14 protein-coding genes are annotated in these 14,671 nt (G+C 36.0%); 10 read left to right on the top strand and 4 right to left on the bottom strand.

What is annotated here, in order from left to right:
* Positions 1 to 819: 819 nt before the first annotated feature.
* Positions 820 to 1,059, bottom strand: coding sequence for an AraC family transcriptional regulator (locus BK579_RS25965; RefSeq protein ID WP_204524650.1), 240 nt, complete (start codon positions 1,057 to 1,059; stop codon positions 820 to 822).
* A 293-nt stretch (positions 1,060 to 1,352) separates the two neighbouring features.
* Between BK579_RS25965 and BK579_RS00220 the strand changes: the two genes are divergently transcribed.
* On the top strand, positions 1,353 to 2,036 hold the full coding sequence (locus tag BK579_RS00220; protein ID WP_078543014.1) for a hypothetical protein: 684 nt from the start codon (positions 1,353 to 1,355) through the stop codon (positions 2,034 to 2,036).
* Positions 2,037 to 2,497: 461 nt separating this feature from the next.
* On the opposite strand, the gene BK579_RS00215 is transcribed toward BK579_RS00220, so the two are convergent.
* Positions 2,498 to 3,751 carry a hypothetical protein gene (locus BK579_RS00215; RefSeq protein ID WP_078543013.1) on the bottom strand — a complete coding sequence of 418 codons (1,254 nt, stop codon included), beginning with the start codon at positions 3,749 to 3,751 and terminating at the stop codon, positions 2,498 to 2,500.
* A 219-nt stretch (positions 3,752 to 3,970) separates the two neighbouring features.
* Here BK579_RS00215 and BK579_RS25385 point away from each other — a divergent pair, with 219 nt between their 5' ends.
* A complete protein-coding gene (locus BK579_RS25385) occupies positions 3,971 to 4,147 on the top strand; it encodes a hypothetical protein (protein ID WP_169891027.1) in 177 nt (58 codons plus the stop codon).
* Between the two features lie 48 nt (positions 4,148 to 4,195).
* Here the strand turns inward: BK579_RS25385 and BK579_RS00210 are convergent, their stop codons facing one another.
* Positions 4,196 to 4,669, bottom strand: coding sequence for an FtsZ/tubulin family protein (locus BK579_RS00210; RefSeq protein ID WP_169891026.1), 474 nt, complete (start codon positions 4,667 to 4,669; stop codon positions 4,196 to 4,198).
* 862 nt (positions 4,670 to 5,531) lie between these two features.
* On the opposite strand from BK579_RS00210, the gene nikA reads away from it, so the two are divergent.
* Genes nikA through nikE form a run of 5 tightly spaced genes read left to right on the top strand, consistent with a single transcriptional unit; the run spans position 5,532 to position 10,666 of the window.
* Positions 5,532 to 7,163 carry a nickel ABC transporter substrate-binding protein gene (gene nikA, locus BK579_RS00205; protein WP_078543011.1) on the top strand — a complete coding sequence of 544 codons (1,632 nt, stop codon included), beginning with the start codon at positions 5,532 to 5,534 and terminating at the stop codon, positions 7,161 to 7,163.
* Positions 7,164 to 7,181: 18 nt separating this feature from the next.
* The gene (gene nikB, locus BK579_RS00200; RefSeq protein WP_078543010.1) at positions 7,182 to 8,126 is read left to right on the top strand and encodes a nickel ABC transporter permease subunit NikB; all 945 of its coding nucleotides are present in this window, start codon (positions 7,182 to 7,184) and stop codon (positions 8,124 to 8,126) included.
* Positions 8,123 to 8,953, top strand: coding sequence for a nickel ABC transporter permease subunit NikC (nikC, locus tag BK579_RS00195; protein WP_078543009.1), 831 nt, complete (start codon positions 8,123 to 8,125; stop codon positions 8,951 to 8,953). The genes nikB and nikC overlap by 4 nt, the downstream gene beginning before the upstream one ends.
* A gap of 18 nt (positions 8,954 to 8,971) precedes the next feature.
* Complete coding sequence (gene nikD / locus BK579_RS00190; RefSeq protein WP_078543007.1) at positions 8,972 to 9,802, top strand: nickel import ATP-binding protein NikD; 831 nt, start codon at positions 8,972 to 8,974, stop codon at positions 9,800 to 9,802.
* Positions 9,803 to 9,835: 33 nt separating this feature from the next.
* Positions 9,836 to 10,666: a nickel import ATP-binding protein NikE gene (gene nikE / locus BK579_RS00185; RefSeq protein ID WP_078543005.1), complete on the top strand. Its 831-nt coding sequence runs from the start codon at positions 9,836 to 9,838 to the stop codon at positions 10,664 to 10,666.
* Between the two features lie 306 nt (positions 10,667 to 10,972).
* Here nikE and BK579_RS00180 read toward each other — a convergent pair whose 3' ends face one another.
* Entirely contained in the window at positions 10,973 to 11,134 is a 162-nt protein-coding gene (locus BK579_RS00180; RefSeq protein ID WP_078543003.1) for a DUF1540 domain-containing protein, read from the bottom strand.
* A 306-nt stretch (positions 11,135 to 11,440) separates the two neighbouring features.
* On the opposite strand from BK579_RS00180, the gene BK579_RS00175 reads away from it, so the two are divergent.
* The 3 genes from BK579_RS00175 to BK579_RS00165 all read left to right on the top strand — a co-directional run bounded on the left by BK579_RS00175 (position 11,441) and on the right by BK579_RS00165 (position 14,619).
* Positions 11,441 to 12,466: an ABC transporter substrate-binding protein gene (locus tag BK579_RS00175; protein ID WP_078543002.1), complete on the top strand. Its 1,026-nt coding sequence runs from the start codon at positions 11,441 to 11,443 to the stop codon at positions 12,464 to 12,466.
* Between the two features lie 103 nt (positions 12,467 to 12,569).
* Complete coding sequence (locus tag BK579_RS00170; protein ID WP_078542999.1) at positions 12,570 to 13,586, top strand: FecCD family ABC transporter permease; 1,017 nt, start codon at positions 12,570 to 12,572, stop codon at positions 13,584 to 13,586.
* Entirely contained in the window at positions 13,579 to 14,619 is a 1,041-nt protein-coding gene (locus tag BK579_RS00165; RefSeq protein WP_078542997.1) for a FecCD family ABC transporter permease, read from the top strand. Before BK579_RS00170 ends, BK579_RS00165 begins: the two co-directional genes overlap by 8 nt.
* Positions 14,620 to 14,671: the final 52 nt, after the last annotated feature.

Genomic DNA, 14,671 nt, shown 5'->3' with positions numbered 1-14,671 from the left:
TTTACTTTTTACTAGAATTGAAAGAAAGAAGCACCGAGTTTCCCGATAATAACAACCCCAAAGAACTCAAAGAAGGTACTCTCAAACGTTACGAATAAATTCAATGTGTATTACTTTTGAAGTTATGATTATATCATACTAATCTACTATATGTGACTTCTTAGTATGTAAAAAGTATGATTTTTATAATGGATTTCATTTAATGCACAGTAGAACCATACTATTCCATAGAACATGATATTCAACCTCTTGAAGTATCTATTTGGTAAATTCATTAATAACAAGTTGTATATTTCGTGGTCGTAACCAGGTTGGCACATTGCTAACAATTTGCTAACGCAATCCAGTGAAAAATAATAACATCTCGTTAAAGATGTTATAGACAGAATTTATCAAAACTTTGATTTTCCGCACTCTATGTACACAATGTTAAAGATATTACCCACGCTCCCTTAGGGCGGCATGATGTAAGGCTTTTAAGCCAAACATCTAAGAGTACTAAAAGCTATTTTTCTCCCTTTCTAAGAAAGCAGTCATGTAAAAAACTTATATCAATAGCAAAAACCACTTTTTATAAAATTTAGGGAGTGGTTTTTTGTGTTATAAAAATTTGCTTATCAATACTTTTGGATCACGTCGATATAGGAACACAACCAGACATTAACAGTCGTTGATGGGGGAAGAAGGTACTTCCTTTTGGAGGACATCCATCTTTATTATACTGAGTTCCTGTAAGTCTGTGGTGTAATCCCAAAATTATCTTTGAATGATTCTGAAAGTGCCCCTGGCTGGAAAAACAGAGATAATTGCTTATTTTACTTATACTTTTATCGGAAAATGCCAGCAAGCCTTGGCCTCTTCCAGTTTACACTTCCTGATAAATCCACTTAGTTCAATTCCCAGTTCCTTTTTAAATTTTCGTGATAGATGTGAACGAGTGAAGCCTACATGGTCAGCTACATCAGCTACTGTAATATTTTTATGTGTATTTTCACGAGCATATTGTATGGCTTGATTAAAAATATTATCTGCAGTGGCTGGAACTAGGGAATTTGCCACACGGTTGGAGTAATCCAGCTGAACCTGCCCCATAAGTGACAGATAACGTTTCCGCTTTTTATATTTACGTATATTCCTATTCGGCAGTTCCCTTATTTAAGAACGTTGAGTGGAGACCGATTTCGATTTCTCATACTATTGTAAAGTCTATTGTCGATGAGCGGTAATATAATATTAAAAAGTGTAAAATTTTCTAATTATCGTAAACTTTTATACTTGTGATTAAATGTATATAATTCTTTACGAAATTCGAGTATAATATCTTTAAAAATATAGAAAAGGATAGCATACATATGACAATATTATATTTAATAATTACAGTTGCAATCATTCTCATTCTAATACCTTTTTTCCAAGCCCGACGCACATCCGATAAAACTGGTGAAAAACCAAAGTTACTAACGATTTCCTCATTAACGATTAGTATATTTTTGGTTATATTATCTTTAGGAATAGCGTACCTAGGAAACCTAATAGCAGGATGGGAAAATCCAGTTGTCTTTTACCTCACATTTGGGCTTTCCATCATTATTTATCATTCAAGAGTCTATAACTTTCCAATAGCGTTCCCCTTCATTTTCGTTGCAATTGTTCTAATATGTGGCCTTTTAGCCATTGCTTTGTTTTTTGGTATAGTACTGGGAGCTCAATATGCTGAACAAAAGTGGCAGCTAGACTTTTTGCCCATTGTAAATAATCTTGATGATTTAGTTTTATTTGGTCATATTTGCTTTGTGACGATTGTTGTTCTTTTACACCATTGGATTGGACTTTTGATGTATAAAGGCTTTAGTACTGGTGGGGGAGGTGGAGGAGGTAGTATAAACTCTGATGAAGATGATGAAGAAGTAAAACCAAACTTTTATGATCGATCTAGCTCTAAAATGAGGAATGATTGGGAGTTAGGGAAGTATCGAGACGAAGTCGAATTTGAACGTGATTACAGAGATTCTTACGGAGAAGGTAGTAAGTGGTAATAGGGAGCAGGGGCTATTATTAGTTCCTGCTTTCATTTTTTTTTTGTTAGTTCTCTTCCTTAAATAATAAGCGGGATAATTGTAATCTTCGCTTCTATGTTTAAAGTACTTAATTTATGGAATCGTGTTGATTAATGTGTCAGTTCAAGTTTTTTGCAATCAATAGATAATCTCATTCTATTAATAGAATGAGAAAAAGGTAGTGAATAATCGCAACTATTTTGAAAACTGGAAGGACAAAATGAACAAAGGCAAGCGTAAAAATGGGAAAAAAGAGAAAAACACCCTTTCTCTATTTAAAGATTAGGTGTTTATTCACGAAACTATTAAAAAAATGTACCATCCACCGTTAATCCCTGTATTCCTCTACCTTTTCAATTGCAATTTCATACTTGGACTATATTCCCTCCAAAGACATGGAATTTAAATAAGTGTAGGAAACGAGTCAAACAACGTTTATCCTATTCTTTGACAAGTTCATACTCAATTAACTCCATGGCAGATGTGCGGAGAAACACCTTTGAGTCATAGACTGCGAACGTAGTAACATTTTCTCGCACTAACTTCCATTCTTTGGTTCTCACATTATATAGGTATAAATTCTCTGTTTCCCAATAATCATTTTTAATGACTAATAAGTGATGGTTATCATACCATTCTGCTTGAATCGCACGCAACGAGTTATCCTCCCAGACAATTTCGCCGTTTGACCAGAAAATTTTCGAATAATCGAGCGGATCATAAAAGCGATTATGATCTAGGAGCACCCACTCGCCGTACTCATTAACATCTAGAGAAGAAGCAAATTGAACGTCATGGTTTACTGGTACTTCCGTTAACACCAATGGAGAGCCTTCTCTCCATGCGATTTGCTGAATATTATTATTTGCTGGATTATACATATAAGGAGAATGAATCATTTTGCTATCCTTTGGTAGTGTATCTGTCATTGTACCACTTGAATGTTCTAATGTTCCTTCGAAATGATGCTGTGTATGTATCCCCTTCGTAATAATATTCTCTCGGTCTTCGTTAATGTAATAACTATAGGTGATGAGACCTCCATATTCATATAGCTGAGTGATATTCGCTCCTTTTGGAAGTTTGGCAATTTCAGTCAAAGTCGGGTAGGTGGTGGAGCTATCTGAAAATAAGATTGTTCTTTCCCCATTTTTATTTTGAGCAACCAACAAACATTCTCCTACATTATAGCCACAAAAAGAAGCGGACTCTACCCCTTCAAGGTTCAACCAATGTTTCTTTTTATTGTCCAGGTTATATATATATAAACCTAACACAACATTATCAATCAATAATAATTGCCCAATTCCAGCGTCGACTAACCTCGGATTTCCATTTTCAAAGTAAGGTTCAGGTAAGACCCTTCTTTCTTGCAAACGGATGTCTTTCATCGGATCGAGTTCTAATATCTCAGCTTCTGACAAACCAAACGAGTCCGAAGATCCGTTTGATGCTTTCTTCGCTAATTGTTCTTCTGAGGGCTTTTCCTCGGTAGTCTCTTTTTGTCCATTAGCCAGGGAATCTTCTTCACCTTGATTGTCTTCTGTTGCGCTTACCACGTCATGTTCTGCTTGTTCATTTGAATTTTTCTCTTCACTTGTCTCTACTTTGTTTGAATCAGCCTCATGTTGTGTAGAACACCCAGCCACTAGCAACAAACCAAATAGGATTATCGATCCCAAATATTTTTTCAATAGTCTTACTCTCCTTTTTTTAATGTAAGTAACTTTAACTTTACACTCATTAACGCTAAATTTTTTTGTGGATTTATCCACATCCCTTCTTTTTTTTGTAGATTGTATATTTTTTAATAAATAGAGTTAATGTTATGTAAGCCTGTATTAAACAACGCATATAAAAATAGCAGCATCTCCGGTACTATTAACATATTAATTTAAGGAGGTGCTTTTCATATGCCACAACAAAAACTTACAATTGTCCCCGTTGCATTACATCCCAAAAATGATATTACAGCTGCAACAATTCCAGCAGCACTTTCCTCAAATCCTACTTGTACGATCAAAACTAGCAACGCTGAAATCTCCTTCTTCAATGGCATCGATGAGCGCCAAAAAAAGACCTCTTTTTAAAGAGATCTAAATAAAATCACTCTAAATTCCTCAAATCTCCAATTTTACCTACAGTAATTTTTGTATTTCTTTAGCTATGGTTCCATAGCCTTTTTTAAAAATATCATACATTGGTTCATTTTTATTCAAGTCTGAATACAGTTCTTCATTATTTAAGATTACAATATGATTAGTAAGTTTTTTAAGCGTCGTTAATGCCTCTTCAGCTTTCACCATTTTAGATCTGCCCTCAAAACTAAATGGCAAAGTAACACATAGGATTAATTTTTTCCCTGCATTTGTTGCTTGTTTTGCAATCTTTACGATTTCCGAAGTTCCTATATTTTTTCCAAGTCCTGCACAAAGAATTAGACTGTCAGCAGTGCTAAACCAAGAGGTTTCGAATAAATTAGTAATGTATTCATCAACTTCAACATAGTTCCCTTGTAGTTTTTCTGTTTCATTTAAGTATAAAACTATTTTCTTTCCAGCTCCCCCAATTCCTACAAAGGTATGAGTAAGCTTTATGCTGATTTGCTCCATCATCATTACTCCTAACTAAATATAGTAGCTTTATTATAGAGCATAAAAATAAGATGGTAAATATGATTAGCTAATACCGTCGCCACCTCTGATTATTTACAGAGAGGAGAAGGCTATCCAGATTTAGTTCACAATTGGAAGAGATAAAAGATGTTATTAGTTTGTTTGCAGAGAAGAAGGAATACTTGGATAGCTCTTATGAACATCGTTTGGTTAAAGTAAGGATTTGAAACAACATCTTATAAATAGATTGTTTTTTGTCTCCTTGATTGGGACTTAATACTTTGATGATAGTAAGTCTAAAAGAGGAATTGATGATAAATTTTAGAATCCTAAGTAGAGGGCTAACATTTTGCTAACGCAATAAAGTAAACGACGGTAAAATCCGTTAAAGATGTTACAGTGGAATTTTGGCAAATCATTGAAATACCGCACTTGTCGAACACACCGATAAAGATATTACACACTTTCACCTTAGGGGCGGCATGATGTAATCATGCCCTCTAACCCTGATAGATAAGGGTTTATGAGTAATTCGCTAACAAAATGATAACATAATGTAAATGAAAAGAGGCTATTTACAAGTTAATTTAACTTATGAATAGCCTCTTTTCAATTCTTATCTTACGCATACGACTACGTATATAAATAACCAATTCTTATTATATCTAATATCTAACTCTGGAAGAAATTAATTATTTTTCTACCTGTTAAAGACAATAGAGTATCATTTGATTGTGATTACATAAAGGCTAATAGACAGAAAACTTTGTTAAATATTACAAAATCAATGTTGACAATCAAAAGCTCATATTCTACTATTGATAATAGTTTTCATTTTCAACTAGGAGGAACGAATCTTATGGCAAACAAAATATATAAAAAACGAATCTTACTTATATCTGTAATGGTTCTTACTTTATCTATTGCTTTACTTGGTTGTTCAAGTGAATCAGTAGATAATTCAAATGAAAGTTCTACAAGTGAAAGTGAAAATATGATTACTTTTGCTTGGCCAAGAGATGTAGGAGCATTAAATCCACATGTCTATAATCCAAATCAATTATTCGCTCAATCTATGGTATATGAACCTTTAGTTAGCTACCAAGATGGTGGGGAGCTAAAAGGCCATTTAGCAGAAACTTGGGAAATCTCAGAAGATGGGACAGAATATGTATTCAACTTACGTCAAGGTGTAAAATTCTCTGATGGCACAAGTTTTAATGCCGAGATTGTAAAGAAGAATTTTGATACAATATTAACAAATGTAGACTTACATAGTTGGTTAGGATTTATTCCAAAGATCGCCCAAACAGAGGTTGTTGATGAGTATACGTTTAAATTAACGCTAAAAGAATCTTATTATCCTACGATTCAAGAATTAGCTGTTGTGCGTCCAGTGCGATTCCTCGGAGAAGCTGGTTTTCCAGAAGACGGTGATACTTCAAATGGTATAGCAAAACCAGTAGGAACAGGTCCATGGGTATTGGATGAATATAAAGTTGATGAATATGCAATCTTTAAACGCAATGATCATTACTGGGGTGAACTCCCGAATGCAGAAAAAATTCAGGTTAAAGTTATTCCTGACGCAGAAACACGTGTACTTGCTTTTGAAAAAGGTGATTTAGACCTTATCTATGGTGAGGGAGTTATTAGCTTAGATGCATTTAAACAATTAGAATCGACAGAAAACTATGGAACTAGTGTTTCTGAACCAGTTGCTACTAGACAGCTAGTGATGAATACAAATAAAGAGCAGCTTTCAGATGAACGTGTTCGTCAAGCATTACATTATGGATTTAATAAAGAAGCAATGGTTGAGGGTGTAACATCTGGATTGGAAGAGAAGGCTGACTATATCTTACCACCAAACTTCCCGTACACCTCAAGTGTTGATGTAACGACGGTAGATTATAATGTTGAGAAAGCAAACCAACTACTAGAGGAAGCTGGCTGGAAACTACCAGAAGGAAAAAATGTTCGTGAAAAAGATGGAAAACCACTTGAATTTGAGTTAATGTATGATTCTGCTGAATCAATCCAGAAACTTATGGCTGAAACTTTACAATCTGAGTGGGCTGGATTAGGTGTAAAATTAAATATTGTTGGTGTTGAGCTTACCACTCAGGTTGAAAGATTCAAAGCGAATGAGTTTGATATGAACTTCTTCAGTAACTATGGTGCTCCATATGACCCACATACTTTCGTAAACATTGTTGCTACAGAAGGCTTTGGGTTTAGAGAAGCAATTTCATCATACCCAAACAAAGATGAGTTACTGAACCAAATAGCAGAAGTTAAACAAACGACGGATGAAAATGAACGTCAACAGCTATACACAACAATTTTAGGATCACTACAAGAACAAGGTGCAATTGTACCTATCTCTTATATTAAAAAAATAGCAATCTATCAAAAGAATGTTTCAAATTTCACATTCCCTGCTAATCGAGATGAACATCCATTTACAGGAATTAGTGTAAACGAGTAAGCGACAGGAGAGGTTTTCATGGGAACTTATGTCTTTAAACGAATAATCACCATCATTCCAATTTTCCTTTTGGCTACTTTGCTGACTTTTAGTATGATTCATCTATCACCAGTGGACCCTGCTGAAGCATACTTTACTACAGCACATATCCAAGCAACTGATGAGATGTTGGAACAAAAAAGACAAGAGTTTGGCTTAGATCAACCTCTCCTAATCCAATATGTGAACGCGCTTATTAAGATATGCCAATTTGACTTTGGCATATCTTATGTTACGAATAAGCCTGTATGGGAAGAGATAACCACTAGATTGCCAGCAACTATTCAGTTAACTTTAGGGAGTCTATTGATCGCAATCTTAGTAAGTGTACCTATTGGGTTTTTAGCTGGTATAAGGAAGAACAGTGTAATCGACCATTTTAGTCGATTTCTCTCTTTTATAGGGGCATCGATTCCATCCTTTTGGCTTGGATATTTATTTATTTTTTTCTTTTCTGTAAAACTAGATCTTTTCCCAGTCGAAGGTACGGGAACTTGGAAGCATTTAATCTTACCTTCAGTTACATTGGCTTTTCCTTTAATCGCTTTATATACTCGTCTGTTACGCGCAAGTGTGCTTGAAAACTTACAAGAGCCTTATGTGCTTTTTGCGAGGACGAGAGGAATTCATGAAAGAGTAATCATGGGAAAGCATGTATTAAGAATTGCCATATCTCCTATGATTACTGGGCTTGGAATGAACTTAGGAAACTTATTAACAGGTGCTATTATTGTCGAGGTAGTCTTTTCGTGGCCAGGGTTTGGGCGGTATTTTATTGAGGCTATTTTTAACCGTGATGTTCCTGTCATTCAAGGATATGTGCTATTAGCAGCGGGAATATTCCTTATAAGCAACTTAATTGTTGACCTAATCCAAATGTTAATTGACCCACGTATTTCCAGAAAAGGCAGGCAGTATCAATGATCGTAAAGTATCGTGGTATATTAAAAAGTCGTAAAGTGATAGTCATATGTTCTATAATTCTAAGCGTATTATTTTTAATGGCATTATTTGCTCCTTGGTTGGCACCTAACAACCCTATCGCTGTTAATTTAGCTCATAAACTTCAGCAACCTTCTTTAAATTACCCATTAGGAACAGATCATTTAGGGCGATGTACGTTTTCACGTATCCTATATGGGGCAAGAATTTCGTTGGGATATGCTATGCTGATTTTTATTTCAGCTTTAAGTATTGGTTTAATTGTTGGTATCATCGCTGGGTATATAGGTGGTTGGGTTGATCAACTGTTAATGAGAATCGGCGATGCTTTGATGGCGATTCCAAGTCTATTGTTTGTTCTTGGTTTTGTTGGTATTTGGGGAGCTGGGCTTAATCAAGTTGTATTAGGATTAATCCTGGTACAATGGGTTTATTACGCAAGGGTCATTCGAGGAATGGTTCTAAGCCTAAAAGAACACAACTATATTTCTGCAGCTAAGATTAGTGGTTCTTCTACTTGGACTATTATGAAGAAACATATTATTCCTAATGTTCTTCCTTCATTAGCGGTAATGGGTACATTAGAGATGGGTTGGGCGATTATGAATTTATCATCGATGTCATTCTTAGGACTAGGTGTGCAACCCCCTATACCTGAATGGGGGGCGATGATTCATGAAGGAAAATCATATATCAGAACAAATCCAGCTTTAATGATTTATCCGGGTATAATGATTATGTTAGTTGTTGTTACCTTTAATTTATTAGGAGAAGCACTTTCAGAACGATTTGAGGTTAAACGCCGCTAATAAAAAGGATGATAAATGATGGAACAAAAAGAGCAAAATATTTTAAATGTCAGAGACCTACATGTACAAGTAAGAACCAAAGAAGGTTTTTGTACACTAGTTAAGGATATTAATTTTGGCATGAATAAAGGTAAAATTCTAGGTCTCGTTGGTGAAAGCGGCAGTGGTAAAACCGTTACAAGTATGTCGATCCTTCAGTTGCATGATAAAAAGAAGATGGATATCAAAGGGAGTATTACACTTCAAGGTAAGGAATTGAATGGTTTAGAAAATAGAGAAATACGCAAAATTCGAGGGAAGGATATTGCTTTCATTATGCAAAATCCGATGAATGCATTTACTCCCGTGTTTACGATTGGCCATCAGTTTATTGAAACAATTAAGTCTCATACTTCATTAAATAAAAAGCAAGCAAAAGAGCTTGCGATTGAAGTGATGCAAAGTGTAAATTTGCCAGATCCTCATAGATTATTAAAAAAATATCCTTTCGAATTAAGTGGAGGTATGCTTCAACGAGTGATGATTGCCATGGCAGCATGCTTAAACCCTTCCGTGATAATTGCGGATGAGCCAACTACAGCACTCGATCTTCATAGCCAATTATTAGTACTCCGCCTATTAGATAAAATACGTTCTGAGTATGGAACGTCTATTCTACTTATTTCCCATGATCTTAGCGTTATTTCGGAAATGGCCGATGATGTAATCGTCATGCAAGATGGAAGGATAGTGGAATCAGCAAATGTTTTAGAACTATTTGATAATCCACAACATGAATACACGAAGAAGCTATTAAGGACAAGACCGACATTATACTCTCAAAAACAACCCTACACTTATATGTTGTAACGGGCAAAACGAATCTCCCAAGAGGTGAAACCATTGAGTTTATTACAAGTAAAACAAGTAAGCTTTAGCTATAATTCAAAAAAGCTTTTTAAAGGGAAGGAACAAACAGTTAATATACTTAATGAGATTACCTTTGACATTGAAGAAGGGAAATGTTTGGGGTTAATTGGTACAAGCGGAGCAGGTAAAAGTACTTTAGGGAAAATAATTCTCGGAATTCAGCGCCCACAGCAAGGTCAGGTTTTGTTTCTTGGGCATGACATATATCATCCAAATAAAGCAACAAAACAACAAATACGTCGTAATCTCCAAGTCGTTTTCCAAGACTCATATTCAGCTGTTAACCCTCGAATGACAGCCGAACGAATTATAAGCGAGCCGTTAGAGAATTATGAAAAACTAACTGTAGGAGAACAAAGAAAAAAGGTTATTGAACTATTAGAAAGAGTAGGCTTAAATGAAAAGGACTTAAAAAAATACCCGCACCAATTTAGTGGTGGACAATTACAAAGAATAAATATTGCTAGAGCAATTGCTCTTAGGCCGAAATTAATCGTCCTTGACGAATCAGTAAGTAGCCTAGACATGGTTACTCAAAGCTTGATCTTAGAATTATTAAGCGAATTAAAGGAAGAATTCGGCTTATCTTATTTATTCATTACACATGATATTAAAGCAGCTTTTTCAATTTCTGACCAAATTGGTGTCCTTGAAAAAGGAGAATTGATTGAGCTCTACGATTCAAAAGAACAATTTTTTTCCTCAAAGCACCCAATAGTTAAGCGATTAAGAGACTCCATCCTTGCTGAACATCCACGTTTTCGTACACTTTCAACGAGGGGAAACTGGGTTAACGCAGAGTAATTATCAAGATAATCGTGAACTCAAATAAACTCAATCAAGAATTATGGCACTAAAGATGGCTTCATATACATTCATGTTAACAAAATTTTCCGTATAAATTCTTATAGAAGAAGTTCGGATGAAGAAGTAAAACAAGGTGGATAAGGTAGTAGCTATTTGGTCGAGACAACCAACACTAAAGAAAATTTGTATCTCAAGGAAAATATTTTAACAAAATTTATAAAAAATGAATAATAATGATAATTATTATCAATAATATAAAAAGAAAGCGACAATCACCGTCATGATTGCCGCTTAATAAAAGAATTACATATCAGCTGGTTCGAACGTTTTACAATCTGTTTCACCACTGCTTGAAGCATTTCTTTCCCTGTGGTTTACAACATAAATTTGATCAGCTCCACATTTGTTCTCATTTTTAATGTTGTGAACACAACTATTTACTTCGCAAAGTACATCAAGTGCCATAGTAACACCTCCTTTAGTGTTAGGATAAACAAGTTTTGCTTATCATATACACTAGTGGAGACCTGTAAACATACTTTTTATTGGCTGAAGCGGCATTCAATTATTTTGAGTGTCGCTTTCTCTTTTTACATATGATAAACACATATTTTTAGTTTTCATCTCGATCTTTCAGTGAGAATGAAAATCATTATTAAAAAAACTATTGATTTTTTAAAATTGCGTGTGTATAATTCAATATTGTAGTGATAACAATTATCATTATCATCAAAACATAAAAATAAAGTGAAATAAAGGGGAGTAGGAACAATGAGTACATATTTTTTAAAAAGAAAGTTTTCTTTACTTGCTATTATTCTAGTCTTTACGATGTTTCTTGCAGCATGCGGAAACCAAGGGGCTGAGGAAGCACCAGCTACTGAAAATGAATCAGAGCAAACAGAACAAACAGAGGATACTACTGCTGAAGAAGAGCAAGCAGAAGCAGATGTTCGTGAAATTACACATGCATTAGGAACGACAAAGATAGAAGGAACACCACAAAAAATTGTTACATTATACCAAGGTGCGACAGATGCCATTGTTGCATTTGAAATGAAGCCAGTAGGTGCGGTGGAATCTTGGGTTCAACAACCAACATATGAATATCTTCGTGCTGATTTAGAGGGAGTTAAGATTGTTGGTCTTGAAACTCAGCCAAACCTAGAAGAAATCGCAGCGCTAAAACCGGATTTAATCATTGCTTCAAAGCTTCGTCATGAAGAGGTTTATGCACAATTAAGTGAGATTGCACCAACTGTTGCACATGAGACAGTCTTTGATTTCAAAGGTACAGTGGAGTTAATGGGAGAAGCAATGAATCAACAAGCAAAAGCAGATGAGCTTCTTGCTGCTTGGGATAGCCGAGTTGCTGATTTCCAAACAAAGGTTGCAGAGAAACTTGGTGATAAGTGGCCTGTTAATGTGTCTATTTTAAACTTTAGAGCAGACCATGCACGTATTTACTTTACTGGGTTTGCTGGTTCGATTTTAGCAGAGCTTGGATTCACTCGCCCTGAAAACCAACAAAGTGAAGAGTGGGGAGTCCAGTTAACGGATAAAGAGAGTATTACAGAAATGAATGCAGATGTGTTCTATATCTTCAATGAAGATGATCCAGCAGTGAAAAAAACGTTCGAAGAGTGGACAGCTCATCCACTATGGCAAAATCTTGATGCTGTAAAAGAAGGACAGGTTCACATGGTTGATGAAATCACTTGGAACATGGCTGGAGGATATATCGCAGCAAACTTAATGCTAGATGATATTTATGAGAGATTTGAATTAGAAAAATAAGATGACATGATAGGGGTAGATATTTCTTCCCCTATTTTGTTTGTTTATGCGACAATAGGATTAGAGCTTTTAAGAGGAAATACATACGAAAGAGGAAATCTCAATGAATCATCTATTAACGCGAACACCTTATAAAATAGCAGGCCTGTTGATAGGCTTCTTCATCGTAGGACTATCCTTTATCCTTAGTATTTCGCTCGGGAAAACGCCAATCCCCTTTCAAACTGTCATTGATGCATTTTTCTCATATGATGAGACGGTAACAGAGCACGTAATTATTACGACATCAAGACTATCCAGAGCAGTGATTGCTGCCGTAATAGGTGCGGGTTTAGCGATTGCTGGTGCACTTATGCAAGCCTTAACAAAAAATCCACTTGCTGCACCAGATATTTTCGGGATCAATGCGGGTGCACTGTTTTTTATCGTTGCAGCTGCTACTTTTTTCAATGTTGACTCGTTAGTTAGTTATATGTGGATCGCATTTGTAGGTGCAAGTATTGCAGGTGTACTCGTCTATTTTTTAGGATCGTTTGGAAGGGATGGGCTCTCGCCAATCAAAATTGTATTAGCGGGTGCGGCCATTACCGCGTTATTTGTTTCTTTTACACAAGGAATGTTGGTAATTGATGAGCAAAATATTCAAAGTGTGCTTTTTTGGCTGGCAGGTTCAGTTGCAGGACGAAGTATGGATATGTTATTACCGGTACTTCCCTTTATGATAGGCGCTGCTGTTCTGACGTTATTTTTAGGAAGGCAGATCAACATTTTGATGTCAGGTGAGGATGTGGCAAAAAGCTTAGGACAACGTACCCTGCTTCTCAAGTTCATGATGGGTGTGGCAATTGTTTTCTTGGCAGGCGGGTCGGTGGCGGTCGCCGGGTCTATCGGATTTATTGGGTTGATTATTCCACATATGATTCGCGGGATTGTTGGAACGGATTATAGATGGGTTCTACCTTTCAGTGCATTGGGAGGAGCAAGTCTTTTACTGCTTGCAGATATTGCTGCCAGATTTGTAATTATGCCACAAGAAATGCCAATCGGTGTAATGACGGCTCTCTTAGGAACGCCTTTCTTTATCTATATTGCACGAAAGGGGTTAACAAAAGATGAGTAATTTTATCTCAATTCGAAATAAATCTGGCTCCATTTCCTTTCAAGTCTATAAGAAAACAATTTTTCTTTTTATCATCTTGCTTACGATTGCCTTTTTGATTTTCCTTGTAAGCTTATCGGTAGGAAGTAGCTTCATAGATCCATTAACTGTTATTAAACACTTAGTTGGTAACGGAAGTGAAGAGCATGCGTTTATCCTGCAATCGCTGAGACTGCCAAGAACATTGCTTGCTTTTATGGTAGGAGCTGCACTTGGAGTTTCAGGACTGATTTTACAAGGAATCATTCGAAATCCTTTGGCTTCTCCTGATATTATTGGGATTACCGGTGGTGCATCTGTAGGGGCAATTATCTTTATTGTCTATTTTATGGGCGCAGTGAGCTTACAATGGCTACCTTTAGCAGCAATTTTAGGAGCTGGTATTGTATCCATTTTAATTTATTTGTTATCGTGGAAAAAAGGAGTTACGCCAATTCGTCTTGTTTTAATAGGAATTGGAATTTCAGCCGCAATGAATGCGTTTATCACGATGATGCTCGTTATAAGTGAAACGACTGTAACTACAAAGGCGTATCTATGGTTAACAGGGAGTGTCTATGGCGCGAATTGGCAGAATGTCTATGCTATGTTACCTTGGATTTTAGTCTTCATCCCATTGGCTCTATTATTTTCAAGGGTGGTAAATGCAAAAGAGCTAGGAGACGACGTGGGGATTGGCTTAGGTATTAGAGTGCAGTATTATCGTTTTATTCTACTTTTCATAAGTGTAGCATTAGCTGGTTCTGCTGTGGCTTTTGCAGGGGGGATAGGCTTCGTTGGGCTAGTAGCCCCGCATATTGCCAGAATGCTTATTGGCCGTTCATTTGCAGCCCTAGTACTCTTCTCAACCTTAATTGGCGGAACGATCGTTGCTGTTGCTGACGTAATCGCACGGACTGCCTTCTTACCACTTGATATTCCAGCCGGAGTGTTTACTGCTGGAATAGGAGCACCATTTTTTATTTATCTGTTATATAGAAATCGTGACAAGTAATTTATATGATGTGTTTTGGACAAGATGAGGATGGAATTAAACATTTTAGTTT

The sequence above is a fragment of the Litchfieldia alkalitelluris genome, from assembly GCF_002019645.1.
GTDB lineage: Bacteria > Bacillota > Bacilli > Bacillales > Bacillaceae_L > Litchfieldia > Litchfieldia alkalitelluris.
The sequence above is the reverse complement of the archived record's forward strand: the minus strand, read 5'-3'. Positions and strand labels throughout refer to the sequence as shown.